Origin of the sequence: Acinetobacter sp. NPDC052428, assembly GCF_044547685.1 — a bacterium.
Classification (GTDB): Bacteria; Pseudomonadota; Gammaproteobacteria; order Pseudomonadales; family Moraxellaceae; genus Acinetobacter; species Acinetobacter lwoffii_G.
This window is the reverse complement of the sequence record NZ_JBIUAT010000022.1, coordinates 1-25,876: the sequence shown is the minus strand read 5'-3', so window position 1 is coordinate 25,876 and position 25,876 is coordinate 1. Positions and strand designations below refer to the sequence as shown.

Here is a 25,876-nt window from a genome sequence, read left to right as displayed (position 1 = left end):
TGAATAATTTATATGAAAATTCTAGACTTAAAAAAAGGATTATTTGCAGCGACCCTCACCATGAGTGCTGCACAGTTGCAGGCGGTCACGCCGGTTGATTTTTCAAATCTGGTCGAGCAGGTCAGTCCTGCAGTGGTCAGTGTCAATGTCGTTAAAAAAATGAGCGAAGAAGAGCTCTTACAACAACAAGTTCCGGAAATTCTGCGCCGCTTTTTTGGCAATCAGGTAATTATTCCGCAGCAGCGTATGCCGCAGGAAAAAACCGGTTATGGCAGTGCATTTTTTATCAGCAAGGATGGCTATCTGCTGACCAATCACCATGTGGTTGAAGATGCTTCCAAAGTCACCATTACCTTGAATGATCGCCGGGAAATTGATGCAACTGTTGTCGGCAGTGATGCGCGTACCGACGTAGCTTTGCTGAAGGTAAATGGCTCGAATTTTCCAGAATTACGGACAGGAGATGTCGGACACTTACGTGTTGGTGAGCCTGTACTCGCCATTGGTTCACCATTTGGTTTTGATTATTCCGCTTCTGCCGGAATTGTTAGTGCCAAAATGCGTAATATGATGGGCGAAACTGCAGTACCTTTCATCCAGACAGATGTAGCATTGAACCCGGGTAACTCAGGTGGTCCTCTATTTAACCAGCGTGGTGAAGTAGTCGGTGTTAACTCACGGATCTTTAGTGGAACCGGTGGGTATATGGGCTTGTCTTTTTCCATTCCGATTGATGTCGCGATGGAAGTTGCAGATCAGCTGAAGAAAAATGGTAAAGTGACGCGTTCTTATCTGGGTGTAAGTTTGCAGGATATCGACCGTAACCTTGCTGAATCTTATAATCTGCCTAAGCCTGAAGGTTCCTTGGTGACTCAGGTTGCACCGAACTCACCGGCTGCACGTGCAGGTCTGCGTGCGAGTGACGTCATCTTAAAATACAACGGTACCCCAATTTCACGTACCAGCGAGTTGTTGAACTATTTGAACCGTACTGCGCCTCAGCAGCAGGTACAGCTTGAAATCTTGCGTGATGATAAACGCCGTAGTCTTTCAGCGACTTTAAGTGCGGCACCAGATGATACGCCAGCAAAAGCAGGCACGCAGGCTCAGCCGAACAAAGGGCCAGTGATTGGGGTTTCAATTCGTGATCTTAGTCCGGCAGAGCTGGCGCAGTTAGAAATCAAAGGCGGGGTGGTGATTCAGGATGTACGACCGGGTGGTATTGCAGCACAGGCACGAATTATGCCGAATGATGTGATCACGCAAATTAATAACCAGAAAGTACTGAATTCCAATCAGTTTGTGCAAGAGGTGTCTGAACTGAAAAAGGGTAGCATTGCGCGCGTGACCTTGATTCGTCAAGGGCAGCTTGCGGTAGTCGGGATGCGTATCTCATAAAATTGCTAGATTTTCTTGAAAGACCGCTTGTATAAGCGGTTTTTTATTTTTTGCAATTTACCCGAGCGATAAATTCGGTAGACTCTATAGCCTTAAAATCATGGAAAGGATGACAGCACAGTGAGCGGTATTTTTGATCTTGCATTAAGGGTTCAAGCCAAACATATTGATGGATTGGGTCACGTGAACAATGTGGTCTATGTGCAATGGATGCAGGATGTCGCGTCAGCTCATATTGAAAAATTGGGCTTGGGATTAAAGCAATATGTGGAACTGAAACATGCCATGGTCGCGGTTGAGCATCAGGTGCAATATCGCAAGGCGGCTTTTGAGGGGGACGAGATTATTCTGCGCACCTGGCTGAATGATATCAATGCCCTGTATTCATTTAGACAATACGCATTTTATCGACCACAGGATCAGACCGTGTTATTTACCGGAAGTACACAATGGGCCTGTATTGAAATGGCCACCGGACGTCCAAAACGCATGTCACCAACTTTTACTCAAGCTTATCAGCCACTTTCAGAACATGTAAATCCTTTTGATTTTTCAACTTTACATCTGGATTAATGAGACAAAATTTTCCAGTTTGAGCAGTACATCTGGATAATATTGAGGAAGAAGTGGAGTTGGGGAGCTATTTTCTAATCATGGCGATCGAGACTTCATCTGACTGATGTGTACGCGACATAGGGAATAAAGGAAAAAATATAATTCTTTTTCTAGATCACCATTCTGCTATAATCCTTCGCAATTTCTATTCGGCTTTTGTTATGTAATATTTTTAAATTACATAGCGCGTTTTTTCTCAAGGTAACCCATGGCGCAAGCTAAAAAATCTGTTGATATTAAAAACATTCGTAACTTCTCGATTATTGCGCACATTGACCACGGTAAATCGACCCTAGCGGATCGCTTTATTCAAACTTGTGGCGGCTTGCAAGATCGTGAAATGCAGGCTCAAGTCCTTGACTCAATGGAGCTTGAGCGCGAACGTGGGATTACCATTAAAGCCACTTCGGTAACCTTGTACTATACGCATCCCAACGGTCAAGAGTATCAGTTGAACTTTATTGATACGCCGGGACACGTCGACTTCTCGTATGAAGTATCACGCTCGCTTGCTGCCTGTGAAGGTGCCTTGCTGGTTGTAGATGCTGCGCAGGGCGTAGAAGCCCAGTCTGTTGCCAACTGCTATACCGCAATTGAACAAGGTCTGGAAGTACTTCCGGTACTGAACAAAATCGACTTGCCGCAAGCCGAACCTGAACGTGTTATTCAGGAAATTGAAGATATTATCGGGATTGAAGCCACAGAAGCGCCGACCTGTTCTGCAAAAACAGGTTTGGGTATTGAAGGTGTGCTTGAAACACTGGTCAATGTAATTCCTGCACCGGAAGGTGATCGTGAAGCACCATTGCAAGCCCTGATTGTAGATTCATGGTTTGATAACTACCTAGGTGTCGTTTCTCTAGTTCGGGTCAAGCAAGGTCGTGTGCGTAAAGGCGACAAGATGTTGATCAAATCAACCGGTCAAACGCATATTATTACTTCTGTAGGTATCTTTAACCCGAAACATACTGAAACCGGTATGCTGGAAGCGGGTGAAGTTGGCTTTGTGATTGCTGGTATTAAAGATATTTTCGGTGCACCGGTCGGTGATACGATTACTCTGGCAGCGACGCCTGAAGTTGCAACATTACCGGGCTTTAAAAAGGTGAAACCGCAGGTTTATGCCGGTTTATTCCCGATTGATGCCAGCGATTTTGAACCTTTCCGTGAAGCATTGCACAAGCTGCAAATCAATGACTCGGCTTTGTTCTTTGAACCTGAAAGTTCAGATGCGCTCGGTTTTGGTTTCCGCTGTGGTTTCTTGGGTATGCTGCACATGGAAATCGTACAGGAGCGTCTGGAACGCGAGTACGATCTTGACCTGATTTCTTCTGCGCCAACTGTAATTTATGAAGCAGTGATGAAGAATGGCCAGACCATTTATATCGACAGTCCATCCAAAATGCCTGATGGTTCAACGGTTGAAGATCTGCGTGAACCGATTGCTGAATGTCATATCCTTGTGCCGCAAGAGTACTTGGGTAATGTCATGACATTGTGTGTTGAGCGCCGTGGTGTGCAAAAAGACATGAAGTTTATGGCGAATCAGGTTTCTATTACTTTCGAAATTCCAATGGCCGAAGTGGTCATGGACTTCTTTGATAAATTGAAGTCATGTTCACGTGGTTTTGCCTCACTCGACTATAACTTTGTCCGTTTTGAAAGCTCATCTTTAGTCAAAGTAGATGTCTTGATCAATGGGGAAAAAGTCGATGCCTTGGCGATGATCTGTCACCGTAACGATGCACGCCATCGTGGTATTGCACTGGTTGAAAAAATGAAAGACCTGATTCCACGTCAAATGTTTGATGTGGCGATTCAGGCAGCGATCGGTGCGCAAATCATTGCACGTTCGACTGTAAAAGCGATGCGTAAAAACGTATTGGCGAAGTGTTATGGTGGTGACGTGTCACGTAAGAAAAAACTTCTGTCTAAACAGAAAGAAGGTAAGAAACGCATGAAACAGGTGGGTAGCGTAGAAATCCCGCAAGAAGCATTCTTAGCCGTATTAAAAGTCGAACGCTAAAATAATAAGGATATAAGCCCATGGATTTTGATTTTAATTTGATTCTTGTGCCTGCGACCCTGTTTTTTGTCGCAGTGTGGTTGCTAGACAAGTTTGTTTTGAAACAAAGACAAACCCGGGGCAAGGGCCATGAGAATTTCATTATCACTTGGGCTTATGACTTTTGGCCGGTGCTGGCCATCGTGCTGGTACTGCGTTCTTTTTTATACGAACCTTTTAATATTCCGTCCGATTCGATGGTGCCGACGCTAGAAACTGGTGATTTTATTCTGGTGAATAAATTTGACTATGGCATCAAACTGCCTATGGTGAACACCAAAATTATTGATACTGGCAGTCCGGAACGTGGTGATGTTGCGGTATTCCGTTATCCACCACAACCGACCATCAGTTATATCAAGCGTATTGTCGGCTTGCCAGGCGATCATATTGTTTATGATCATGGCCAGTTGAGCATTAATGGTGAAAAAGTAGCGAAAGTTCCAGTAGAATTTAGCCGCGAAAAAGACCGCTTAGATACCCCGAATGCTATTTATCATAAAGAAACCCTGGGTGAGCATACCTTTACCATGCGTGAGCTGGAAGGCGTGAATGTCGCTCGTCAGGCACCTTTTATTAACTATTTGGAAAATGGTAAATATTCAGGTGAAAATGGTTTATATTGGGAAGTGAAAGTGCCAGAAGGTCATTACTTTGCGATGGGGGATAATCGCGATCAGAGTGCTGACAGTCGTTTCTGGGGGCTTGTTCCGGAAGAAAACTTAACAGGTCGTGCCTTCTATATCTGGATGCATAAAGAACCTGGCTTTAAATTGCCATCGTTTGGTCGAAACGGAACAATCGATTAATTGTTTCAATCAGGAAAATAAAAATGAGACATCAACAAGGTGCTTCTTATATTGGGGTTTTAATTGCAATCGTGGGCTTTGCATTTCTTGCAAAAGTGGCGATTGCGGTGTGGGGACCATACTTCGATGATCGTATGGTAGATGGTGAGATTGAGGCGCTGTTAAAAAGTGCTCCAGCCAATATAACGCCAGAAAAATTCCGTCAACAGATGAGTCAGCGTTTAGAAATGAATAATATTCGTGATCTAAAGTTTGACGAAATTGCCAAAGTTACCAATACCGATGGTTTACAGGTGCACAAGAATTATGAAATTCGTAAAAATTTCATAATGAATATCGATTTAGTGATGAAGTTTGAGAAAGAGTTTGATCAAAGCACAGTCAAAGCTAAATGATGAACGTCTTGCCAAACGGATCGGCTATCAGTTTAAACAGGCTGATTTGCTGAAACTGGCATTGACTCATCGTTCAGTCAGTCATAAACACAACTACGAGCGCCTGGAATTTCTGGGCGATTCTCTTTTAGGGATGATCATTGCGAATTATCTTTTTAATGCCTATCCAAGCGAAAATGAAGGCCGGTTGACGCGTATGCGTGCAACCCTGGTTCGTCAGGAAGCATTAGGAAAAATCGCCAATGATTTAAAACTGAGCCAGAATTTAATTCTCAGTACCGGTGAATTGAAATCTGGCGGTCATCATCGTGAGTCTATACTGGCAGATACAGTAGAAGCCATTATTGGTGCAATTTATGTCGACTGCGGTGATCTCACCGTGCTAGAACCGATTGTGTTAAAATGGTACGAGCCATATTTAGATCATATTGAGCCGACAGATCAGCTTAAAGATCCTAAATCTCGCTTACAAGAGTATTTACAAGCACGTAAGAAACCTCTCCCAGTTTACGAGGTTGTAGATATTCAAGGTGATGCACCCAATCAGCATTTTAAAGTGGAATGCCAGATTGCGGGATTGCCGACCATGCAAGGCGAAGGTGCGAGTCGACGTTTTGCTGAACAAGCCGTTGCGGCGGATATTTTGAAACTTTTGGAGCATAAGTCTTAATGACTACTCATTCCGATCACATTGATGCTGATCACGAGTCGCAAAGCGACAGTCACGACCTTATTAGTCAATTTTTTAGTGCGCAAGGCACCGAAATCCCATCAGATTATCGTAGTGGTTTTGTTGCTATTGTAGGTCGCCCGAATGTGGGCAAATCTACCTTAATGAACCATATTTTGGGTCAAAAACTTTCGATTACCTCACGTAAACCGCAAACCACACGTCATAAAATTGTGGGGATTGATTCACGTGAAAAATCTCAGGCTGTATTTGTTGATACACCGGGGATGCATAAAAAAGAAGTCCGTGCCATCAATAAAATGATGAACCGTGCGGCACATTCGGCTTTACGCGATGTGAACCTGGTTTTATTCGTAGTGGATGCACAAAAGTGGACGCCAAATGATGACCTGGTTCTGGAAAAGCTGAAAAATGCTGAAATGCCAGTGATTCTGGTGATCAACAAGCTCGATACTTTTGAAAACAAGAACGAAGCTTTGCCGCTGATTCGTGAACGCGAAAAGCTGATGAACTTTGCGGAAATCGTACCGGTATCTGCGCTTCGTGGTGCCAATCTTGAACATTTACGTGACACGATTGCCAAGTATCTTCCGTTCCAGCCACCACTATACTCACTGGATCAACTGACCGATCGTTCAGAGCGTTTCCTGGCGTCTGAAATTATCCGTGAAAAGATCATGCGTCAGCTGGGTGAAGAGCTTCCATACGATTTGACCGTTCAGATCGAATCATTCAAAACTGAAGAGCCGGTCTTGAATGAAAAAACGGGTCGTATGAAAGCTGCCTGTACCTATATTGATGCCACGATTTTTGTCGATCGTCCGAGCCAAAAAGCCATTGTGATTGGCGAGAAAGGTGTCAAACTGAAGAAAATCGGTATGGATGCGCGTCTCGACATGGAAAAAATGTTCGAACAGAAAATCATGTTAACCCTTTGGGTGAAAGTCAAAGGTGGCTGGTCTGATGATGAACGTGCATTAAAAAGCTTAGGTTATAGTGATATCTAAGCGATAAGCTTGATAAGACCCTTCGAGGAATCTGTGATGATGAAAGTGTTGGCAGTGGTTGCATGTGTTTTATTTCTGCAAGGCTGTATTCATAAAGTGGTCACGGTTCCTGTCAAGGTGGCTTATAAAACCACAAAAGTCGCAGTGAAAGGTACAGCGGCTGTTGTGGGCGCAGTGATCCCGGATGGGGATGACGAAGAAGATGATAAAAAATCAAAAAAAGATAAGGATTAAAGTACCCGCTTATGCGTAACGAAGTACTGCATGGCTATCTGATTCATCATCGTAAGTACCGTGAACGCAGTCATATTGTGCATTTATTTACCCAAGAATATGGCAGGGTAGACGGCATTCTCAGGCAAATGCCACCACCGCAATATCAGCCCATTCGTTTGCAAGCTTCAGGTAAATCCGAACTCAAAAATTTTACTAAACTGGAAATTGTCAATCAGCCGATTTTCTTTTTTGGTGATGCCTTTTTTTCGGGTTTTTATCTGAATGAAATCCTGTTGCGGTTATGTCCTTTAGAAGTCGAAATGCCGCAAACTTTTGCCAAATATGCTGAGACCTTAACTGCATTACAGCAATTATCCGTACAATCTAATCCAAATTTATATTTAAAACAGATCTTGCGCCAGTTTGAGCATGTTTTGCTGGAAGAACTCGGTTATGGTCTGGATTTTTCGGTAGATGCCAATCAGGCGCAGATTGATCCACAACAGCACTATTATTTTCAGCTCAATGCCGGCTTTATGCCATCGGCCAATGCCTTACGCTCCACCCTATCCGGTCAACAGATTTTAAGCATGTTGACGCATGAAAATGGTGGGGATTTTAATCCGGAACAGTTACAATTACTGACGAAACTGTATCGACAGGTGATCACGGCCTTGCTTGGTGATCGACCATTAAAAAGTCGACAACTCTGGATTCAAAACTCTCAATCTCAATCGTAGTTAGGAAAAGATTATGGCTGCATTACTTGGTGTCAATATTGACCATGTCGCAACATTAAGACAAGCACGTGGTACGACGTACCCAGACCCAGTCAATGCTGCATTGATCTGCGAACAGGCAGGGGCAGAAGGCATTACCTTGCACTTGCGTGAAGACCGTCGTCACATTCAGGATGACGATGTGCGTCGTATGCGTCCTGCGTTAAAAACCCGTATGAACCTTGAGTTGGCGGTAACAGATGAAATGATCGCCTTTGCCAAGGAAATCAAGCCACAGCATGTTTGTTTTGTTCCTGAAAAACGTCAGGAAGTGACCACTGAAGGTGGTCTGGATGTCGTGGGTAATTTTGATGCTGTAAAAGCCGCGACTCAAGAGCTGGAAGCCATTGGTTGTGATGTATCTTTATTTATTGATGCCGATTTTGCACAAATTGATGCAGCAGTTGCTTGTGGTGCACCGACGATTGAGATTCACACAGGCGCCTATGCCGATGCAGAAACTCCAGAAGCGCAACAAGCGGAACTGGAACGCATTGTGAAAGGTGCTGAATATGCTGCATCTAAAGGTTTGGTGGTAAATGCGGGCCATGGCTTAAATTTGGATAACGTGACGCCGATTGCTGCGATTCCACAGATTCATGAGCTCAATATCGGTCATTCTTTAATTGCGGATGCGGTATTTGTTGGTCTGGCACAAGCGGTTCAGCAAATGAAAGCCGTGATTAAGTCAGCGCGTTAAGATTAGAGTAATTATGTCGAATATTAATTATGATGAACTGATGCAGCCGGTGATTGCTTTCCTCGGTTGTGAAACACCGCAAGCATGGCTGGATATGGCGGTCGAAAATCTTGAAATCTTGATGCAAGATCATGCCAACTGTGAAAAAAAAGCAGCCAGCACGGCCATGAACCTGATGTTTCGCTATAGCTATTTTGTTGATCTACAGGTGAAGCTTGCACAGCTGGTGCGTGAAGAAATGCTGCATTATGAGCAAGTACTTGAATTGATGAACAAGCGCGGTCAGGCTTGGCAGAACTTGAGTGCAGGGCGTTATGCTGGTGGTTTGCGTAAGGAAATCCGCACTTTTGAGCCTGAAGCCTTGATTGATGTCTTGGTGATTGGTGCCTTTGTGGAAGCACGTTCCTGTGAGCGTTTCTACGCGCTTGCTTCGCGTGTTGATGATGAGCTGGCGCGTTACTACCGTTACCTGCTCAAGTCCGAATCTCGCCATTTTGAAGACTATTTGGCTTTGGCGATGGATGTGGCAACCACGGCGAAACTGAAAAATCCGAAAGAGGATATTCAGGAGCGTATTGAGCATATCCGTGAAGTGGAAAAGAATCTGATTTTAAGCCCTGATGATATGTTCCGCTTCCATAGCGGTGTTCCGGCTCAAGCGGCTTCATCTCGGTGACAGTTTAAAAATCCTCCATCTATGGGGGATTTTTTATATCTCGAATTTTGAAAAGAGGTGTATTTATATATCAAGATTTATGAGGGGGTGAAAATAATTATTTATTTTCAATTTTTGAATATCACAGGTTTTTAAATCTTAAGAGCATAAAAAAGCCCACTTCATAATGAGTGGGCTTTCTTGAATTTGGCTCTCCAACCTGGGCTCGAACCAGGGACCTGCGGATTAACAGTCCGTCGCTCTACCGACTGAGCTATTGGAGAATCTGAAAGCGATTATAGAGAGATTTTGACAGGGGTCAAGCAAAAATTATCATATTTATTATAAATACAGCCTGTCTGTTTTTAATTTAGGCAATTGCATAAATTTCACGAAAAATACTTGTCAGAATAAATTTCACTTGCTAGATTAAAACCATAAAGTCGTTTGACCAAATGGTCAAACAGTGTGGATTTAAACCTACTTGCCAGCACAAAAATGGCTAAACCGGAGACAGCGAATGAATACGCTCAGCATCCCTCAAATTTTCTCTCAACTGGCTTATTATCAAGAAAACTATCTGCAAATTATTGCCGATCCTGCACAGTATTATATCCCGGTTAAAGACGCTCATATCACGCTATGGCCCTTGGCGCAAAAATCACTTTATTTAGGTGATTTGCTACAATTATGGTTTGCAGAAAAATGGTTGGTAGAAACTGAACGTCAATTTAACTTTGAAGTTTTCCTGAATGCAGACTATCTGAAAGAGCAAGGCAAAGACCTTTATATCTATGCCATTTCTGGGAATCTTTTGACGGGAACCAATCAGTCTAAAGCGTGGCAAGCCTCAACAATACAAACACAAGATGTGGAATTAGCCAATGTTTCCAAACATTATTTTGAGTTTCAAGGCTTAACTCGACCACGCTTGTCATGTGTTGAAGCAGGGCAGGTGAAAAGCAGTATTATTTAAATGAAGTACCTGATGAGTTGTACAGGCTACCAATTTCATTCAGTCCGAATAATCATACAGGTCGCAGTGGCATGAGCATACAGGCGACCTTCTTCATCCAGAATCTGACCTTCAGAAATACCTAAATTTCTACTGAGATTAATTGATTTTCCTACGGCTTTCAGTGGCTGATTTTGAGGGATGGGGCGGCACATCTTTACATTCAGATCAATGGTGCCATAACCGACACCTGCTTCAAGTAAAGTATGAATCGCGCAGCCTGTCACGGTATCCAAAACAGTTGCAGCAAAACCACCATGGACGCCGCCAAGCGGATTTAAATGTCGATGATCAGCTTTGACCTTAAATTCTACACGTCCGCTTTCAATCACTGCTGGTTGCATCGACATGGTTTCACTAATACTCGGGGTCGGGATTTTTCCATCACGCATCGCTTCCAATAATGCTAAACCGCTCATTTCTTTTGGGTTCATTATGCTTTTCCTGTCATTATTCTTGAGTGGTTGAGGTTTAATTCAAAATTGTGACATCGATAATAGCAATCTGGTATAGGAATGGCGGATTATTTTGTAAGAAGTGCATTGCCTGCACCTGAGTAAAGTCATTTTTATAAAAAATAAGAAATAGAATAATTTATGGCACGATACTGGTATACATTTCTAATGAAATATCTCAGATCTAAATAATCTGACAAAAAACGAATCTTATAAAAGAATTAAAAATCGAGTGATAGGGTAATGAAACAGTTTCTGCATCTTTGGGTGCCTATTTTTCTCAGTAATGCCATTATTATGCTCAGTAGTTTGTTCGACGTGATTTTTCTATCACATTTTTCACCTCAGCATGTGGCTGCATTGGCAGTCTGTTTGTCTGTTTATTCTTTGTGCTTTGTAACGGGTATTGGGGTGTTACAGGGCATGATGCAAGAGCTGGCAGAAGCCAATGGACGTCAGGATTATGCGGACATCCAGCGTGTTGTGAAGCAAAGTATTTTGATTGTACTGATGATTTCTGCTGTTGCGATGTACTTGTTTAATCATGCGACGCCTTTACTTTATTTTTTAAAGGCAGATGCGGCCTTACAGGCATTGATTGTGCCATGTCTGTGGCTGTTGGCTTGGACGATTCCAGCGCATTTATTGTTGCGTATTTTATATATTTTAACCCAAGCCTGTGGGCAGGCTAAGCGCGTGTTCTACGCCAATATGATCTATTTACTGCTCAAAGTGGCTTTGGCTTATGTCTTGATTTATGGCATTGAGGGTTATGTTACAAGCTATGGGGTTGAAGGTGCATTCATGGCACATTTGATTGTGCAGTGGATACTGTTGTTTGTTTACTATTTTTTCTTCCTTGAGCAGAAGTTAAAGATCCCGTGGTCTGGTGTTTTCTTTCACTGGCAGACTTTGTTGAAAATTTTAAAAATTGGATTGCCCAATGCGGTGGTGACTTTTGTGGATGTATTTGCCATCAGCGCGATTGCTTTGCTGATCTTGCCTTTGGGTGACATGGTAGTGAATGCACATCAGGTGATGCTTGGTTTATTGGGCTTGATGTTTATGTTGCCGATGTCGATGGCATCCGCCTTCGGTATTTTGGTGTCGACTCAAATCGGTGCGGAGCAGATTGATGCTGCATGGCAACTCAGTAAGCGGGCACTGATGGCTGTGATGCTAATAGCTATCGTTGTTGTGTTGACTATTTGGGGTTTAGATAGTTGGATTGTAGGGTTATTTAGCAATGATGCGCAGGTGATTGCATTAGCCTTGGCATTGATCTTTTTAATGTGTTGGATGCATATCTTTGATGCGCTACTGGTGATTAGTTTGGCAATGCTACGTTGCTGGCGAGAAATTGTCAGACCGATGTTTATTTTTATCAGTACCGTGCTGATCGTGGGCTTAGGTGGTGGTTGGTATGTGGCGTATCATCCAATGACACTGTTTAATTGGCAAAGCAATGCATTGGGGATTCATGGTTTTTGGTGGATGTTGAGTATTGCGTACACGATTGCAGCAAGTCTATGTTTTGTTTGTTTGCTTATTAAATACTTGAGCTATAAGCGAATACGGCTCACTGTTTAATACATGTTGGAGAACATAAAAAAACCCGCGAAATTCGCGGGTTTTTTATCTAGCAAGCTAGGATTATTTTGCAGCTTTTTCAGCTTCGATTGAAGCAATCGCAGCATCAACGCCTTCGATAGAATCAGCAGCTTTCTTGATACGAGCAAGGGCATCTACCAGTACTTCGTCAGCAGTAGCGTAAGAGATACGCATGAAACCACCTAAACCGAAGGCATCACCAGGAACTACTGCAACACCAGTTTCTTCCAGTAACCATGCAGAGAATTCTGTGCAAGATTTAAGACCTTTGGCACGAATCAACGGTTTGATGTTGGCATATGCATAGAATGCGCCATCAGCAGGCAGGCAAGAAATACCGTGAATGTCATTCAAGCCTTTCACAACTAGGTCATGGCGACGTTTGAATGCTTCAATCATTGGCTCAAGTACGTCTTGAGGACCATTCAATGCAGCTTCAGCAGCAACTTGCGAAATAGAAGTTGGGTTTGAAGTCGATTGAGACTGAATCTTCTTCATTGCACCAATCAGTTTAGCAGGGCCCGCTGCGTAGCCGATACGCCAGCCAGTCATTGCATAAGCTTTAGACACACCGTTTAACACAATCGTGCGGTCATAAAGGTCAGGTGCAACTGTTGCGATGTTGTAGAACTCGTCATCCCAACGGATTGGTTCGTACATGTCATCAGATGCGATAAATACTTCTGGGTATTTACGAAGTACGTCAGCCAAAGCAAGAAGTTCTTCTTTGGTATAGATCATACCTGTAGGGTTGGAAGGGCTGTTTAATACCACTAGACGAGTTTTGTCCGTGATTGCAGCTTCTAATTGCTCAGGAGTGATTTTGAAACGTTGTTCTTCACCACATTTCACAATAACAGGAACACCTTCAGCGATGATCACCATGTCTGGGTAGCTTACCCAGAAAGGTGCTGGGATGATGACTTCATCACCTTTGTTTAACAAAGCTAAAGCTAAGTTAAAGAATGATTGCTTACCACCACAAGAAACCAGAATCTGGTTTGCTGCATAGTCTAGGTTATTGTCGCGTTTGAATTTAGCAATAATGGCTTTTTTAAGACCTGGCGTACCGTCAACAGCGGTGTATTTGGTGAAACCGTTGTTAATCGCTGCAATTGCTGCATCTTTGATGTGTTGAGGGGTATCAAAATCTGGTTCACCTGCGCCCAAACCAATCACGTTATGACCTGCAGCTTTAAGTTCAGCAGCTTTGTTGGTCACAGCAAGCGTAGGGGACGGTTTGATGGCATTCACACGATCAGAGAGACGTACGTCCACGGCAGTATTCCTTCTTATAGGGATTAAAAAATAAAAAGCACATTATCTTAGCCTAAAATGTTGCAGATAGGGCAAAAGAATTTGGAAAACTTTAAGGAAAAAATGGTGTATTGGCCGAACTTTATCTTGAATTTCGATGCGCTGAGAACACACGAGGAGAGATTTGTTACATCTCGGTCATGCATGTGTATGCATGAAATATAAAATAAAAATGGCCACTTTAAAGTGACCATTTTGTGTTGTTGATATTGTGGTTATGCACTGAAGCGTGACAAGTCTTCGTCCGGGCGTACTGTTAAAATTTCCGCGCCAGTTTTGGTTACCAGAATTGTATGTTCATATTGTGCTGACAATGAATGGTCTTTGGTGACCACTGTCCATTTATCACCGAGTAACTTGGTTTTCCAATCACCACCATTGACCATTGGCTCAATGGTAAAGGTCATACCTTCTTCAAGTACCATACCAGTATCTGGTTGACCATAATGCAGCACTTGCGGTTCGTCATGGAAAGTTGTACCAATACCGTGACCACAATATTCACGTACCACGCCAAAACGCTCAGATTCAACATACTGCTGAATGGCATGACCAATATCGCCAATGGTTGAACCCGGTTTTACAGTTTCAATACCCCGGTACATGGCTTCTTGCGCTACCTTACATAGACGGTTGGCAAGAATAGTAGTTTCACCACCCACAATGTACATCATGTTGGTGTCACCATGGTAGCCATCTTTAATCACGGTCACATCAATGTTCAGGATGTCGCCTTTTTTCAATTTTTTACTGTCTGATGGAATGCCGTGACAGACCACATGGTTCACAGAAGTACAAATGGTATGTTGGAAGGCAGGTCGACCCGGTGCAGCGCCATAGCCTAAGCATGCCGGAATCGCCTGTTGTTGATTGACAATATAGTCATGACAAATCGTATCAAGTTCCAGGGTGGTGACACCCGGAACAATATGCGGTTTGATCATATCCAAAACTTCTGCCGCCAGTCGCCCTGCCACACGCATTTTTTCAATTTCGTCAGGGGTTTTGATGAGTCGACGTGGAGCTTGGTAAGTGTTGTTCATGATCTCTAAAAACTTTTGGAAATTTGTGTGTGACTATGGTATAAATAGCCGCCCATTTTATCAAATGCTTTTTCGTGAATAAATTTCACGGGCTTTGTGCGATGAGGCAAAAAAATCCGCACATATATCGACACATTACTCTGGGTGCCCTTTAGGGTGGAGAATGCGGGTATATGGAGGCCTAACCCAAACTTTAAGGTAAAGAAAATGGCAGATTACAACGTAAGCATGCGCGACCTTCTTCAAGCTGGCGCGCACTTTGGTCACCAAACTCGTTTCTGGAATCCAAAGATGCGTGATTACATCTTTGGTGCGCGTAACAAAATTCACATCATCAACCTTGAGCACACTGTTCCTGCGTTAAATGATGCTTTGAACTTTGCTAACAACTTGGCTAGCAAAAAGAACAAAGTTTTGTTCGTTGGTACTAAACGTGCAGCTTCTGCGATCATCCGTGAACAAGCTCAACGCGCTGGTCAACCATATGTAGATCACCGCTGGTTAGGTGGTATGTTGACGAACTGGAAAACACTTCGCCAATCTATCAACCGTTTAAAAGACCTTCAAACTCAATCTCAAGACGGTACTTTCGCTAAGCTGACTAAACGTGAAGCTCTAGAGCGTACTCGTGAGATGGAAAAACTTGAGCGTGGCTTAGGCGGCGTTAAAAACATGGGTGGTTTACCTGACGCATTATTCGTAATCGACGTTGATCACGAAGCGATTGCAATCAAAGAAGCTAAGAACCTTGGTATTCCTGTAATCGGTATCGTTGATACAAACTCTAACCCAGACAACGTAGACTACGTTATTCCGGGTAACGATGATGCGATCCGTGCAGTAACTCTTTATGCTTCTGCTATGGCTGATGCGATTCTTGCTGGTAAAGAATATGCTCAATCACAAGCAAATGCACAAGCTAAAGCAGAAGAAGCTCCAGCTTCTGAGGCTTAATGCGTTTGACGCTAGCTTGTCATTTTTGCGACATGTGATGGTGGCAAAGTAAGCGTTATGTATGCAGGCGGCCCATGAGAACTCCTCTGGGCCGTTTCTGTTCTAAAAAGAATTCATTTTCTACCGAATTTAGGAGATAAACATGACTGCAGTTACAGCAAGCATGGTTAAAGAATTGCGCGATCGTACTGGTCTTGCAATGATGGAATGTAAAAAAGCTTTGACAGAAGCGGGCGGCGACGTTGAACTGGCGATCGACAACCTACGTAAATCTGGTCAAGCTAAAGCTGCTAAAAAAGCAGGTAACATTGCTGCTGACGGCGCAATCACGATTGCTCAAGACGGCAACAAAGCACTTCTTCTAGAAGTTAACTGTCAAACTGACTTCGTTGCAAAAGACGAAAACTTTGCTGGTTTCTCTGCGAAAGTTGCTGCTGCTGCACTTGCTGCAAACGTAACTGATCCTGCTCAAATCGCTGAATTGAAACTAGAAGATGGTACGACTGTTGAAGAAGCGCGTATCGCTCTTGTTCAAAAAATCGGTGAAAACATCCAAGTACGTCGTGCGAAAATTGTTGAAGGCGAAAACCTTGCAGTTTACAAACACGGTCTTAAAATCGGTGTTGTTGTTTCTTACACTGGTGATGAAGCTACAGGTAAAGGTTTGGCAATGCACGTTGCTGCGTTCAACCCAGTTGCTGTAAATGCTGAAGGTGTTTCTGCTGAGCTTATCGCGAAAGAGAAAGAGATTGCTGAAGCGAAAGCACTTGAATCAGGCAAGCCAGCAAACATCGTTGAGAAGATGGTTGTAGGTTCTGTTGAGAAATACTTGAATGAAGTTGTACTTGAGCGTCAAATGTACGTAATCGACAACGACAAGAAAGTTGCAGATGTTCTTAAAGCAACTGGTACTACAGTTGCAAACTTCGTTCGTTTCGAAGTTGGTGAAGGCATTGAGAAAAAAGCAGAAATGAGCTTCGCTGAAGAAGTTGCTGCTGCTCAAGCTGCTGCAAAATAATTCCTGAGGAATTAGAAAAAGCCCTATCTGATTGATGGGGCTTTTTTATGCTGATCTATTCTTCATCAGCAATTCAAGAGCAGGATTTGGGTCTAGTGACAGAGCTCAGATAATGTATTTATCATTTAATAAAAAAGTTATAAAAAATGCCAAATAAAACCAATCTGGGCATTGGTGCAGTCATTGCACTGTTGATTGCTGCTTATCTGGGCCTGGATCTACAGCAATCCCAACCACTTATTCCATCCGCATCTGATACTAAAACTGAAACACTTCATTCAGAGCCTAACTTAGCACCTTCTCAAACGACTGATGATCTGGATCGAATTGCACGGGCGTTTCAACAGTGCCAGAGTGATCTACAGGTCCGTTCAAACGGGCAGGTGATTGCTATTTTGCCAGATGATCATGAAGGATCGCGCCATCAAAAGTTCATCCTCGAATTACAAAATGGTCAAACTGTACTGGTTGCGCATAATATCGATCTGGCGCCGCGTATTCAGAATATTCAAAGACAGGATCAGGTCGAGTTTTATGGAGAATATGAATACAGTGACAAGGGCGGAGTGATTCACTGGACGCATCATGACCCTGCGCGAAAACATGTCGATGGCTGGTTAAAACATCAAGGAAGAACCTATCAATAAGGTTCTTCCAATTGGATAAATCGAATATAGCGTTTAAACGCTCATAATTGCGCTGTTATGGCGTGATTTCCAGTTCGGTAGGATTTTACCTAAATAGGCATCCATGCACCAAATTGGGCCAATGAGGAGGAATTGGAGGTCTTTGAAGAATGAAGGCTTTTTACCTTCCACTTTGTGCCCATAAAATTGGCCAATCCAGGCCAAGACAAACAGGGCAAGAAAGAAACCGGTACCGACTGGTAGAATCCGGATGAGCCAGGCCATTACTAAAGTTAATACAGCCATCGCTACTGCCAAAACAAGATCCAGGCGTGCATAGAAGATAAAAGCCAAAACCAGTAGCAGGGTAGTCAGCAAAGCGCTGAAATGCGCCAGAATGCCAATAATCGAAAAATAGATGGTTGGTACGCAGACCCAGTGAATCAGCTTGTTGGTTTTATTTTGATGGCTGTCACTATATTCATCAAACCATTCAGATATTGTTTTCATTCTTCGCTCCATTCCATGAACATGTTTTGCTTATCTGGAAATATAAAGCAGAATCCGGGTGTGGTCAAAAGTTAATCATGCAAACGAGTGAATTTTATCAGGCAAGATGAGCCTACCAAAATTTTCTTGAAAGAACTTTAAGATAGGGCTGAGCAGGGGCGTTTATATTCTTCTGGAAAAATGAGCACAATAAAAAAGCCACATTACTGTGGCCTTTGTTAAATGTGTTGCAGGTCAAATCTTAAGAATTTGGACCAGCGACACGTTCAATACTGACTTTTGCAGTACCGGCACTGGTAATACCCAACTGTTTCGCAGCACCGTAAGATAAATCAACAACACGGTTACCATGGAAAGGACCGCGGTCATTTACTTTAACCACGACGCTCTTGCCGTTATTACGGTTAGTTACGCGAATATAGCAGTTCAATGGCAGGCTACGATGAGCAGCTGTCATTGCGTTCATGTCAAAGGTTTCACCGCTTGCGGTTTTACGGCCGTGGAATTGACGACCATACCAAGACGCTGTACCTGTCTGACTGAATTTACGTACAGTATTAGAAGCCACTGTATTCAGTTTTTCAATCACTGAAGGCTCTTCTGCAGGAAGTTCAATTTTCGCTGCAATGGTTTCACGGCGAACTTTATCGCCCGAACGCTCAGTGATTGAAAGGCTGTTCAAATTTGTGAAATTTGAATTGAAGCTTTGAGCTTCTTTATTGAGTACTCGCGTTGCAAGACGCGAATTGTCATTTTCATTGGTGAATGAAGATGACGGAACCATATCTGCCTGCGATTGCGTCAGCGTGACGATCGTGGCAATGGCCATAAAAGACTTCAAAATTGAAGAATGCATCGAATCAACTCCTAACAGCATATCTATTGGTTGTTCATAAATGGCTGAAAAACCATGTAAACATGCCTGATATTTAACTTATGCAACTACATTTAACGAAATGGATAATATTCATGCCAGCAATACCCTGTCTAGTGTTTAATTAAAATAGTTAAAAAAAGAACGCAAAATAAACAATGATTGATCAAAAAATAATCAATATTGTAACATAATATTAAAATTGCTTAAAATATGCACAAATTAATCCATAAAAATGTTGACTTTCATAATTTGTATTAATTTTTAGTGTTAACGGCTGGTAATTTCGGTACCTAATAACCACAAAGCAGTAGCATACATACGGCTGCGATTATAAGTGGTAATCACTTGAAAATTTGGATAAGTGATGTAGTAAATCGAGCCATAATTCTCTTGTAATTGAATTACATTGACCAGATCCAGATCGTCAATTTTTACGATTGGATTCATTGGGCTGATGCCTTGCGTTTTTAACACACCATAAGGCATAGGTTGAGTCAGATCTTTGGCAATCACGGCATCGGGATTTGAACCGGTATAACGTGCCGGAAAGGCAATCGGCTGATTACGCTGCCAGCCATGCTGTGCCAGATAGTTGGCAATCGAGCCAATCGCATCTACCGCTGAGTTACGCAGGTCAATATGACCATTGCCATCGTAGTCCACGCCGAATTTGGGAATGTTGCTCGGCATAAACTGCGGATAGCCAACAGCGCCAGCATAAGAACCCACCACAGAAGAGGTGGCAACACCATCTCTATATGACCAGGCAATTAAAGCAGCCAGTTCATCCTGAAAATACTGGGCACGACGTTCATAGCCAAAACCTAAGGTTGCTAGGGCATCACGGGTGACAAAAGAGCCCTTGTTGCTGCCAAAACCGGTTTCTACGCCTAAAATGCCCAGAATGATCGCCTGTGGTACACCAAACTGCTGTTCAGCACGGTTAAGCGTCTCTGCATATTGCTGTTTAAAGCGTACGCCGCGCTGAATGGTAGATTCAGCCAGGAAGTTAGTCTTATACGAATACCAAGGCTTACTTTCACCTGGGCGATTCATGATATTAATGATATTGGGCAGGTTACGCGTCCCGCTCATGGCGGAATCTACTTGCTGGGCACTCAGCCCATAACTCTGCATGGCGTTCTGCTTAAAAGCGGCATAAGAGGGGTGATATTGGAAATCGTTGGCCAGACTCAAACTGCTGAGACCGAATGCGGTAAGTGCGATTGAAAGCTGCTTAAACTTTTTATAAAAATCCGATTTCAACATCTTGCTACGATTTCCAGTTTTTTTGATGAGTTGCTGGCGATGTCATTTGAATCATGCCATGAAAAAGATTGATAAAATTTTTTCAATCCTGAGGCTTAAAGTGCCAGATTAAAGATAACATTCGGATGAATAAGAGACCTAGCCGCTTATACAAAAATAGCGATGGATTGGCTATTTTTACGGCAGTCTGTCTTATAGAGCCGCTTATCTGTAACAAGCTATTTCACTGATCATAAAAAAGCCTGACTGAAGTCAGGCTAATTCCTCAAGATTTGTAGAAAATCTTGAAACCATGCTATCCAAAACTATTCTGTATAGAACAAAGTGTCGTGATATTCGGCCATGGCGCGCAGCTCATCTTTATTCAAATTCAGAATAATTTTATCTGCTGCCATATTGATGGCCTTGATCACTGCAGATGCGCCAATATCTGCTGCCTTGCGTTTGATCATGCCAAGATCCAGGGTTTTATTAAAGTCGACCATAAAATGTCGTACTGTCGCTTCACCAAATTGCTTGTACAAGTTACTGAACGCTTGTTTATCGATACTCTGACCGGCTTTAAGTTCTGCGTAATGATGTTTTAAATTCGTCACGAGACTGGCATCCAGTGATTCACCAATGCGGAAATGTCCTTCAGGATCTTTAAACAGACTGCGCTCAGAGAATGCAATTGACTCTCTGACCACATCGTTCGGCGCTTTACTCAATAGCTGCTTCAGTAAAACCGCAACAGTCGACTTGATATAGCCAGCCAGTTTTTCCGCAGTATCACGTTTATCGCTGGCAGGAAAGCGACGCACCAGCTCGGTAAGAATCGCATCAATAATTTCATCATTAATCATTAATGCGGTTTTATCACGCAATGGGTAAAGCGGCTCACTTGAATTTTTGTTTTTTTGTGCAGTCTGAATTGTATTTAAAAGCTCTGCAGAAGGAATAAACCCAAAAAATGGCATTGTTCAACCTCAATGTTTTTTATTGTCGCGCTAAACGAATAGGGCGAGGCATCCATGTTAAATCCGATACACGGCAAGGGTTGATATCCAATCCACCACGGCGTGTATAGGTTGCGTAGACCATCAGCTTTTCCGGTTTCAGTTGCTGCCAGATATCGGCAAACATCTGCTCCACACATTGTTCGTGGAACCCATTATGCTGACGGTAGGAAATAATATAAGCTAAAATACTCTTATAACAAGGTTTTTTACCTTGATAACGTATAAAAACTGTTCCCCAGTCCGGCTGGCCAGTGACTGGGCAGTTACTTCTGAGTAAATGTGAATACAGCTGGATTTCACCTTCTGCTGCATCATCCGAATCCAAAGCCAATAAACTGGCATCTGGATGATTTTCTAGGCGCTCAGGTGTCAGCTCGTCAATGCAGATGCCTTCCGGCTTGCTGATCTCTAATTCATCGACCTGAAACAATTGCAGTTTAACTTCAGCTTCAGCCGCAGCAGATAAATCTTTTTCGACCGTCGTGATAAAGGCATCTTGAGATTCAAACTTGGCAAAATTCAGGCTATTGAAATACAGTTTTAAGGATTTGGATTCAATCAGATTCGGCGAAGACGCTGGCAAGCTAATGCGGCCAATAGCCACTTGCGGCACACCGGTTGAATTTAACCAGGAAATTTCAAATACATGCCACCAGTCTGCACCTTGCTGAATCGCTTCGACATGTGCGTATTGTTCACGGGCAGGCGCGCGCGAAATCGGAAACAGAACATCAGGCTGATATTCTGTCGGGTAATTGGTGTCTTTACCAAGGAGAGATTGTTCTACACTCATTATTCACGCATTCCTGAACCACGGGAGAGTAAATGATAGGCCACTGCATACAGCACGGCGCAACATAAGGTAATCACTGTCAGTGAAATGGCAACATTGACATCGCTATGTCCTAAAATGCCATAGCGGAACGCATTGACCATATACACGACAGGATTAATTAAAGATAAATTTTGCCAGAATGGGCTTAAGCTCGAAATAGCATAAAACACACCACCTAAATAGGTCAGTGGTGTTAAAACAAAAGTCGGGATGATCGAGATATCATCGAAAGATTTGGCATAGACGGCATTGATAAAACCACCCAAGGAAAACAGCAGGGAAGTAATCAAGACTGTATATATAGTCACAAACCAGTTGGTGATGTATAAATCGGCAAAAAATAAGCTCACGGCACTGACAATAATCGCAACTAATATGCCACGAATCACACCACCCAATACATGACCCCATAAAATGGCATGCATCGGTACAGGACTCATAATCAGTTCTTCAATGCTTTTTTGAAATTTTGAGCTGAAGAAACTAGACGAGACGTTGGCATAGCTGTTGGTGATCACGGCCATCATAATCAGACCGGGCACAATGAACTCCATATAACTATAGCCGCCCATTTCTCCAATGCGTGAGCCGACCAGATTACCAAAGATCACGAAGTACAGGCTCATGGTGATTGCAGGTGGCAACAGGGTTTGTGGCCAGATGCGCATAAAGCGACGCACTTCTTTATAGATAATGGTATATAAAGCTACGCTGAGCTGATTAATGTTCATTGCGCAGCTCCATCCAGATTTTTCTCGACCATTTTCACAAAAAGTTCTTCCAGACGGTTGGATTTATTGCGCATACTGCGCACCTGAATATTCTGTGATTCCAGCAACTGGAACAGATCATTTATGCTATGTGCCTTGTCCATAGTGATTTCTAAGGTCATCGGATCGATCAGGTTAAATCGCACGCCGATAATATCCAGATGTAAAGGTTCAATCGGTTCGGCCAGATCAAAAATAAACGATTCTTCATTGAGCTGACTCAGGAAGCTTTTCATGGTGGTGTCTTCTTTAATCACACCGCGATCGATAATCGCAATACGGCGACACAGCATTTCTGCTTCTTCTAGATAATGTGTGGTCAGAATGATGGAAGTGCCTTTTTCATTCATCTCGTTCAAAAATTCCCACATCGAACGACGCAACTCGATATCAACACCAGCCGTCGGTTCATCCAGAATCAGCAGTTTCGGTTCGTGCATCATGGCACGCGCGATCATCAGGCGACGTTTCATCCCGCCCGATAACATGCGGGCCTGAGTGGCACGCTTTTCCCATAAACCCAGTTTGGTCAGATAAAGCTCCGCCCGTTCCTGTGCAATTTTTTTAGGAATGCCGTAATAGCCTGCCTGAGTCACCAAAATATCAAAGGTTTTTTCAAACTGGGCAAAGTTGAATTCCTGAGGTACTACACCTAGGCACTGTTTTGCCTGGGAAGGGTGGGTATCCAGATTATGACCAAAAATTTCGACTGTACCGGAGGTTTTTTTTGTTAATGAGCTGATAATACCGATGGTAGTAGATTTTCCTGCGCCATTAGGCCCCAATAGCGCATAAAATTCACCTTCTGGTACATTTAAGTTAATCCCTTTCAATGCCTGAAAGCCATTGCGATAGGTCTTTGACACATCCCTTAAGATCAGTGCATCAGTCATGAATATCTCAAATGGTGAAAAGTTGAGATATTGTGAGTGATCTCGCAAAATAAGCCAAGTGATTCACATGCAATTCTGTGTTGCTGTTTTGGAACATTGTATAAAGCTTAAGCATAAAAATGATGAAGTTAGAGATAGTTGCTTTACCTTATGCTTTTTTTTGTTATGATGTGCGCGATCCAAAAAAGATGCGCTCATAGCTCAACTGGATAGAGTACAGGTCTCCGAAGCCTGTGGCGTGGGTTCGAGTCCCGCTGAGCGCACCATTTATTTAAACTATAAAACTGAAAAATAAATCAAATTAGTATCGCACACAGTTGCGGCCATCATCTTTCGCCCGATAAAGATTGTTATCGGCAATTTTCAAAACGTCTAGAATATTTTTAGAACTGTCTGGCCAAGAAGCAATCCCAATCGAAATGCTAATGTGACCTATATTCTGAATCTCTTTACCTGCAATCTCTTTTCTGAACCTTTCCGCACTTTCATACACTTCAGTGAGATTGCTGTTCGGTATAATAATGATAAATTCTTCACCACCGTAGCGGCAGCAAATATCATCTTTACGAAATTTTTGCTGCATCGTCTTGGCAATATGCTTTAAGACAACATCACCTTGATCATGACCATAATTGTCATTAATGTTTTTAAAATGATCCACATCCATCAGAAGCACTGAAAAAGGGATGTTCATTTTCATGTTGTGAGTCATGACATAATTCAACCCACGACGATTCATCAAGCCGGTTAAAGGATCTGTATTAATATGATGATCCATTTTGCTCATTTGTTGTGAAAACTTTCGAACACTGAGCAGTAGAGCTAACTTGAATTTTGTGACCTCATAGTACCAGGGCTGGATATCCTTAATTTTTGAACCGATTTCTGCCTGATTTAGCAAACTCGCCATATCTGCCAGTTGATTCAACGGGGCCGAGATAGAATCAGACAGCCGCCATACAATATAAAAAACAAGCAGATAAAATAAAAAGAATCCTGCGGCTAATTTATAAAGGATAGAATTTGCCTGTTTAAGTAAGTCATGGGTGGGTTGTTGGGAAACCACGATCCAGTTTGAAGTCGGAATATGAGAAAAACCCGCCAGATTATCAGTGCCCTGGCTATTGATTAAACGAATTTGACCATTTTTATGCGCATGCATATATTCCAGACCAGTATTATTGCTGGCCCATTGACCAATTCGTTCACGATCCGGATGGAAAATAATTTTATTTTCATTGTTAATCACATACATATAACTATTCTTATAATTTTTATAAGTGGTTAGAAGCTGATTAATTACATTTTTTTCTTTTAAATAAATCGCTGAACCGATGAAGCCCTGATAGTGATTTGACTTGTCAAAAATAGGTTGAGATATAAACACGATCATGTTTTTTTGCACAGAAAAATAGGGTGAAGATATATAAGTCGATTTTTTATGGAGAGAGTCAATAATCCCTTGAGTATGTTGTATTTTGCTTTTATCAATATGCAGAATATTCGGTGAAAAGTTTATTAGTCTGCCTTGGGTATCACTGATTACGACACTGTTATAGTGTTCAGACTGATATTTTAATTTATTGACCTCGGCTTCTCTTAGTTCATTGTTATTAAAGTCTTGACCTAATATCTTGGCGCTATAGTCCAGTTCAAGAAGCATATTTCTAAAATGGTTGTCTGTGCTTAATGCAATTTTATGGGCATGGTCAGCGTTTAAGGCAAGGGAATTGTCGATTAACTGATTTTTTACGATCTGATAGCTAATAATGAGAGAAATAATAAAAAGGCTAGATACACTAAAAATAGCCAATAAAAGTATTAACTGCCTTAAATTGAGATCAAGGTGTTTCCTAAAATTATTAGCTGACATAAAAAATTAGATATATCTCGATGTATTTATGAGCATTGTATTGCATTTATATTCAATGTTTAAGGTTGATATAAAATTAAATTTTCATTAAGTGGATGTTTTTATTTTAATCAAATTGAGAATCTATAGATCGCTTGGCTGTAAATAGGGTGGATTTGAAAAGCTGAGTAAGGTTCTGAATATTTGACTATGCTGCAAATAAAAAAATGGTATTTAACGTTCAGAAAATCAATTGAATAATTTTGATTTCCTTATGTAAGTAATTAAATACTCAGACAAAAATATGGTTAATTGATCTTGATGGGAGATTAAATTGTTGCCATTTTTTGAAAAATAATCATTTTAAAATTAGGGTCTGTTGACATTTACTGTTCATAATTAACCCTATAAAGGTAGCCATAAAAATATACAGGCTAAAGCAACAGAACTTTGATAATTTCTTTTGAGCTTGTCATATCGAGTAGCTATTCCTCTAAATT

At 42.2% G+C, this 25,876-nt stretch carries 27 protein-coding genes, 2 tRNA genes and 1 pseudogene; 17 read left to right on the top strand and 13 right to left on the bottom strand.

From position 1 onward, the window contains the following. Positions 1 to 12 precede the first annotated feature (12 nt). The 11 genes from ACIG3F_RS11575 (at position 13) to ACIG3F_RS11525 (ending at position 9,351) form a co-directional block, all read left to right on the top strand. On the top strand, positions 13 to 1,398 hold the full coding sequence (locus tag ACIG3F_RS11575) for a Do family serine endopeptidase (protein WP_396470096.1): 1,386 nt from the start codon (positions 13 to 15) through the stop codon (positions 1,396 to 1,398). Positions 1,399 to 1,518: 120 nt separating this feature from the next. Next, complete coding sequence (locus ACIG3F_RS11570; RefSeq protein WP_396470095.1) at positions 1,519 to 1,971, top strand: acyl-CoA thioesterase; 453 nt, start codon at positions 1,519 to 1,521, stop codon at positions 1,969 to 1,971. Positions 1,972 to 2,221: 250 nt separating this feature from the next. Next, positions 2,222 to 4,039: a translation elongation factor 4 gene (lepA, locus tag ACIG3F_RS11565; RefSeq protein ID WP_004731667.1), complete on the top strand. Its 1,818-nt coding sequence runs from the start codon at positions 2,222 to 2,224 to the stop codon at positions 4,037 to 4,039. A 20-nt stretch (positions 4,040 to 4,059) separates the two neighbouring features. Then, a complete protein-coding gene (gene lepB / locus ACIG3F_RS11560) occupies positions 4,060 to 4,887 on the top strand; it encodes a signal peptidase I (protein ID WP_004279064.1) in 828 nt (275 codons plus the stop codon). A gap of 23 nt (positions 4,888 to 4,910) precedes the next feature. Further along, on the top strand, positions 4,911 to 5,282 hold the full coding sequence (locus ACIG3F_RS11555) for a DUF4845 domain-containing protein (RefSeq protein WP_004279063.1): 372 nt from the start codon (positions 4,911 to 4,913) through the stop codon (positions 5,280 to 5,282). After that, positions 5,254 to 5,952, top strand: coding sequence for a ribonuclease III (gene rnc / locus ACIG3F_RS11550; RefSeq protein WP_004279062.1), 699 nt, complete (start codon positions 5,254 to 5,256; stop codon positions 5,950 to 5,952). Before ACIG3F_RS11555 ends, rnc begins: the two co-directional genes overlap by 29 nt. Beyond that, positions 5,952 to 6,980: a GTPase Era gene (era, locus tag ACIG3F_RS11545; RefSeq protein ID WP_004279061.1), complete on the top strand. Its 1,029-nt coding sequence runs from the start codon at positions 5,952 to 5,954 to the stop codon at positions 6,978 to 6,980. Before rnc ends, era begins: the two co-directional genes overlap by 1 nt. 36 nt (positions 6,981 to 7,016) lie before the next feature. After that, positions 7,017 to 7,214, top strand: a complete 198-nt coding sequence (locus ACIG3F_RS11540) for an NF038104 family lipoprotein (RefSeq protein ID WP_004645619.1) — start codon at positions 7,017 to 7,019, stop codon at positions 7,212 to 7,214. 11 nt (positions 7,215 to 7,225) lie between these two features. Next, positions 7,226 to 7,936 (top strand): DNA repair protein RecO, encoded by a 711-nt coding sequence (locus tag ACIG3F_RS11535; protein ID WP_396470094.1) that lies wholly within the window; start codon positions 7,226 to 7,228, stop codon positions 7,934 to 7,936. A gap of 13 nt (positions 7,937 to 7,949) precedes the next feature. Next, on the top strand, positions 7,950 to 8,675 hold the full coding sequence (gene pdxJ / locus ACIG3F_RS11530) for a pyridoxine 5'-phosphate synthase (protein ID WP_004645617.1): 726 nt from the start codon (positions 7,950 to 7,952) through the stop codon (positions 8,673 to 8,675). 13 nt (positions 8,676 to 8,688) lie between these two features. After that, positions 8,689 to 9,351: a tRNA-(ms[2]io[6]A)-hydroxylase gene (locus tag ACIG3F_RS11525; protein WP_396470093.1), complete on the top strand. Its 663-nt coding sequence runs from the start codon at positions 8,689 to 8,691 to the stop codon at positions 9,349 to 9,351. A gap of 187 nt (positions 9,352 to 9,538) precedes the next feature. On the opposite strand, the gene ACIG3F_RS11520 is transcribed toward ACIG3F_RS11525, so the two are convergent. Next, positions 9,539 to 9,614: transfer RNA gene (locus ACIG3F_RS11520), tRNA-Asn, on the bottom strand. A gap of 236 nt (positions 9,615 to 9,850) precedes the next feature. Between ACIG3F_RS11520 and ACIG3F_RS11515 the strand changes: the two genes are divergently transcribed. Further along, complete coding sequence (locus ACIG3F_RS11515; protein ID WP_396470092.1) at positions 9,851 to 10,306, top strand: hypothetical protein; 456 nt, start codon at positions 9,851 to 9,853, stop codon at positions 10,304 to 10,306. Positions 10,307 to 10,341: 35 nt separating this feature from the next. Here ACIG3F_RS11515 and ACIG3F_RS11510 read toward each other — a convergent pair whose 3' ends face one another. Next, the gene (locus ACIG3F_RS11510; RefSeq protein WP_396470091.1) at positions 10,342 to 10,779 is read right to left on the bottom strand and encodes a PaaI family thioesterase; all 438 of its coding nucleotides are present in this window, start codon (positions 10,777 to 10,779) and stop codon (positions 10,342 to 10,344) included. Positions 10,780 to 11,043: 264 nt separating this feature from the next. Here ACIG3F_RS11510 and ACIG3F_RS11505 point away from each other — a divergent pair, with 264 nt between their 5' ends. Continuing rightward, positions 11,044 to 12,390 (top strand): MATE family efflux transporter, encoded by a 1,347-nt coding sequence (locus ACIG3F_RS11505; RefSeq protein WP_396470090.1) that lies wholly within the window; start codon positions 11,044 to 11,046, stop codon positions 12,388 to 12,390. Between the two features lie 63 nt (positions 12,391 to 12,453). Here the strand turns inward: ACIG3F_RS11505 and ACIG3F_RS11500 are convergent, their stop codons facing one another. Beyond that, positions 12,454 to 13,689 (bottom strand): pyridoxal phosphate-dependent aminotransferase, encoded by a 1,236-nt coding sequence (locus ACIG3F_RS11500; protein WP_312327995.1) that lies wholly within the window; start codon positions 13,687 to 13,689, stop codon positions 12,454 to 12,456. A 254-nt stretch (positions 13,690 to 13,943) separates the two neighbouring features. Beyond that, positions 13,944 to 14,771: a type I methionyl aminopeptidase gene (map, locus tag ACIG3F_RS11495; protein ID WP_396470089.1), complete on the bottom strand. Its 828-nt coding sequence runs from the start codon at positions 14,769 to 14,771 to the stop codon at positions 13,944 to 13,946. Between the two features lie 207 nt (positions 14,772 to 14,978). Between map and rpsB the strand changes: the two genes are divergently transcribed. From rpsB to ACIG3F_RS11480, 3 genes are all read left to right on the top strand, one after another. Further along, entirely contained in the window at positions 14,979 to 15,725 is a 747-nt protein-coding gene (gene rpsB, locus ACIG3F_RS11490; protein WP_004279050.1) for a 30S ribosomal protein S2, read from the top strand. A gap of 142 nt (positions 15,726 to 15,867) precedes the next feature. After that, the gene (tsf, locus tag ACIG3F_RS11485; RefSeq protein WP_004645608.1) at positions 15,868 to 16,743 is read left to right on the top strand and encodes a translation elongation factor Ts; all 876 of its coding nucleotides are present in this window, start codon (positions 15,868 to 15,870) and stop codon (positions 16,741 to 16,743) included. Positions 16,744 to 16,889: 146 nt separating this feature from the next. Beyond that, positions 16,890 to 17,390, top strand: coding sequence for a DUF3465 domain-containing protein (locus ACIG3F_RS11480; protein ID WP_396470088.1), 501 nt, complete (start codon positions 16,890 to 16,892; stop codon positions 17,388 to 17,390). A gap of 33 nt (positions 17,391 to 17,423) precedes the next feature. On the opposite strand, the gene ACIG3F_RS11475 is transcribed toward ACIG3F_RS11480, so the two are convergent. The 7 genes from ACIG3F_RS11475 to ACIG3F_RS11445 all read right to left on the bottom strand — a co-directional run bounded on the left by ACIG3F_RS11475 (position 17,424) and on the right by ACIG3F_RS11445 (position 23,524). Next, positions 17,424 to 17,879 carry a DUF962 domain-containing protein gene (locus tag ACIG3F_RS11475; protein ID WP_253138077.1) on the bottom strand — a complete coding sequence of 152 codons (456 nt, stop codon included), beginning with the start codon at positions 17,877 to 17,879 and terminating at the stop codon, positions 17,424 to 17,426. Positions 17,880 to 18,120: 241 nt separating this feature from the next. Continuing rightward, positions 18,121 to 18,735 (bottom strand): septal ring lytic transglycosylase RlpA family protein, encoded by a 615-nt coding sequence (locus ACIG3F_RS11470; RefSeq protein ID WP_004279046.1) that lies wholly within the window; start codon positions 18,733 to 18,735, stop codon positions 18,121 to 18,123. Between the two features lie 288 nt (positions 18,736 to 19,023). Continuing rightward, a complete protein-coding gene (mltB, locus tag ACIG3F_RS11465; RefSeq protein WP_180039131.1) occupies positions 19,024 to 20,025 on the bottom strand; it encodes a lytic murein transglycosylase B in 1,002 nt (333 codons plus the stop codon). 305 nt (positions 20,026 to 20,330) lie between these two features. Then, the gene (locus ACIG3F_RS11460; protein WP_005247485.1) at positions 20,331 to 20,984 is read right to left on the bottom strand and encodes a hypothetical protein; all 654 of its coding nucleotides are present in this window, start codon (positions 20,982 to 20,984) and stop codon (positions 20,331 to 20,333) included. A gap of 19 nt (positions 20,985 to 21,003) precedes the next feature. Further along, on the bottom strand, positions 21,004 to 21,819 hold the full coding sequence (queF, locus tag ACIG3F_RS11455) for an NADPH-dependent 7-cyano-7-deazaguanine reductase QueF (protein WP_004279042.1): 816 nt from the start codon (positions 21,817 to 21,819) through the stop codon (positions 21,004 to 21,006). Beyond that, the gene (locus ACIG3F_RS11450) at positions 21,819 to 22,592 is read right to left on the bottom strand and encodes an ABC transporter permease (RefSeq protein WP_004279041.1); all 774 of its coding nucleotides are present in this window, start codon (positions 22,590 to 22,592) and stop codon (positions 21,819 to 21,821) included. Before ACIG3F_RS11450 ends, queF begins: the two co-directional genes overlap by 1 nt. Next, positions 22,589 to 23,524: an ABC transporter ATP-binding protein gene (locus ACIG3F_RS11445; RefSeq protein ID WP_253111898.1), complete on the bottom strand. Its 936-nt coding sequence runs from the start codon at positions 23,522 to 23,524 to the stop codon at positions 22,589 to 22,591. The genes ACIG3F_RS11450 and ACIG3F_RS11445 overlap by 4 nt, the downstream gene beginning before the upstream one ends. 190 nt (positions 23,525 to 23,714) lie before the next feature. Between ACIG3F_RS11445 and ACIG3F_RS11440 the strand changes: the two genes are divergently transcribed. Further along, positions 23,715 to 23,790 (top strand) — tRNA-Arg (locus ACIG3F_RS11440). A gap of 35 nt (positions 23,791 to 23,825) precedes the next feature. Here the strand turns inward: ACIG3F_RS11440 and ACIG3F_RS11435 are convergent. Then, positions 23,826 to 25,397 (bottom strand): sensor domain-containing diguanylate cyclase, encoded by a 1,572-nt coding sequence (locus tag ACIG3F_RS11435; protein WP_305177335.1) that lies wholly within the window; start codon positions 25,395 to 25,397, stop codon positions 23,826 to 23,828. A 365-nt stretch (positions 25,398 to 25,762) separates the two neighbouring features. Next, positions 25,763 to 25,876: pseudogene (locus tag ACIG3F_RS11430) on the bottom strand (IS5/IS1182 family transposase); the annotation flags it as partial.

Bases quoted from the DNA above. Each gene is read 5' to 3' on its own strand.
- ACIG3F_RS11575 (WP_396470096.1), top strand. From the start codon at position 13: ATGAAAATTCTAGACTTAAAAAAAGGATTATTTGCAGCGACCCTCACC.
- lepA (WP_004731667.1), top strand. From the start codon at position 2,222: ATGGCGCAAGCTAAAAAATCTGTTGATATTAAAAACATTCGTAACTTC.
- lepB (WP_004279064.1), top strand. From the start codon at position 4,060: ATGGATTTTGATTTTAATTTGATTCTTGTGCCTGCGACCCTGTTTTTT.
- ACIG3F_RS11555 (WP_004279063.1), top strand. From the start codon at position 4,911: ATGAGACATCAACAAGGTGCTTCTTATATTGGGGTTTTAATTGCAATC.
- era (WP_004279061.1), top strand. From the start codon at position 5,952: ATGACTACTCATTCCGATCACATTGATGCTGATCACGAGTCGCAAAGC.
- ACIG3F_RS11540 (WP_004645619.1), top strand. From the start codon at position 7,017: ATGATGAAAGTGTTGGCAGTGGTTGCATGTGTTTTATTTCTGCAAGGC.
- ACIG3F_RS11535 (WP_396470094.1), top strand. From the start codon at position 7,226: ATGCGTAACGAAGTACTGCATGGCTATCTGATTCATCATCGTAAGTAC.
- pdxJ (WP_004645617.1), top strand. From the start codon at position 7,950: ATGGCTGCATTACTTGGTGTCAATATTGACCATGTCGCAACATTAAGA.
- ACIG3F_RS11525 (WP_396470093.1), top strand. From the start codon at position 8,689: ATGTCGAATATTAATTATGATGAACTGATGCAGCCGGTGATTGCTTTC.
- ACIG3F_RS11515 (WP_396470092.1), top strand. From the start codon at position 9,851: ATGAATACGCTCAGCATCCCTCAAATTTTCTCTCAACTGGCTTATTAT.
- ACIG3F_RS11510 (WP_396470091.1), bottom strand. From the start codon at position 10,779: ATGAACCCAAAAGAAATGAGCGGTTTAGCATTATTGGAAGCGATGCGT.
- ACIG3F_RS11505 (WP_396470090.1), top strand. From the start codon at position 11,044: ATGAAACAGTTTCTGCATCTTTGGGTGCCTATTTTTCTCAGTAATGCC.
- map (WP_396470089.1), bottom strand. From the start codon at position 14,771: ATGAACAACACTTACCAAGCTCCACGTCGACTCATCAAAACCCCTGAC.
- rpsB (WP_004279050.1), top strand. From the start codon at position 14,979: ATGGCAGATTACAACGTAAGCATGCGCGACCTTCTTCAAGCTGGCGCG.
- tsf (WP_004645608.1), top strand. From the start codon at position 15,868: ATGACTGCAGTTACAGCAAGCATGGTTAAAGAATTGCGCGATCGTACT.
- ACIG3F_RS11480 (WP_396470088.1), top strand. From the start codon at position 16,890: ATGCCAAATAAAACCAATCTGGGCATTGGTGCAGTCATTGCACTGTTG.
- ACIG3F_RS11475 (WP_253138077.1), bottom strand. From the start codon at position 17,879: ATGAAAACAATATCTGAATGGTTTGATGAATATAGTGACAGCCATCAA.
- ACIG3F_RS11470 (WP_004279046.1), bottom strand. From the start codon at position 18,735: ATGCATTCTTCAATTTTGAAGTCTTTTATGGCCATTGCCACGATCGTC.
- mltB (WP_180039131.1), bottom strand. From the start codon at position 20,025: ATGTTGAAATCGGATTTTTATAAAAAGTTTAAGCAGCTTTCAATCGCA.
- ACIG3F_RS11460 (WP_005247485.1), bottom strand. From the start codon at position 20,984: ATGCCATTTTTTGGGTTTATTCCTTCTGCAGAGCTTTTAAATACAATT.
- queF (WP_004279042.1), bottom strand. From the start codon at position 21,819: ATGAGTGTAGAACAATCTCTCCTTGGTAAAGACACCAATTACCCGACA.
- ACIG3F_RS11450 (WP_004279041.1), bottom strand. From the start codon at position 22,592: ATGAACATTAATCAGCTCAGCGTAGCTTTATATACCATTATCTATAAA.
- ACIG3F_RS11445 (WP_253111898.1), bottom strand. From the start codon at position 23,524: ATGACTGATGCACTGATCTTAAGGGATGTGTCAAAGACCTATCGCAAT.
- ACIG3F_RS11435 (WP_305177335.1), bottom strand. From the start codon at position 25,397: ATGTCAGCTAATAATTTTAGGAAACACCTTGATCTCAATTTAAGGCAG.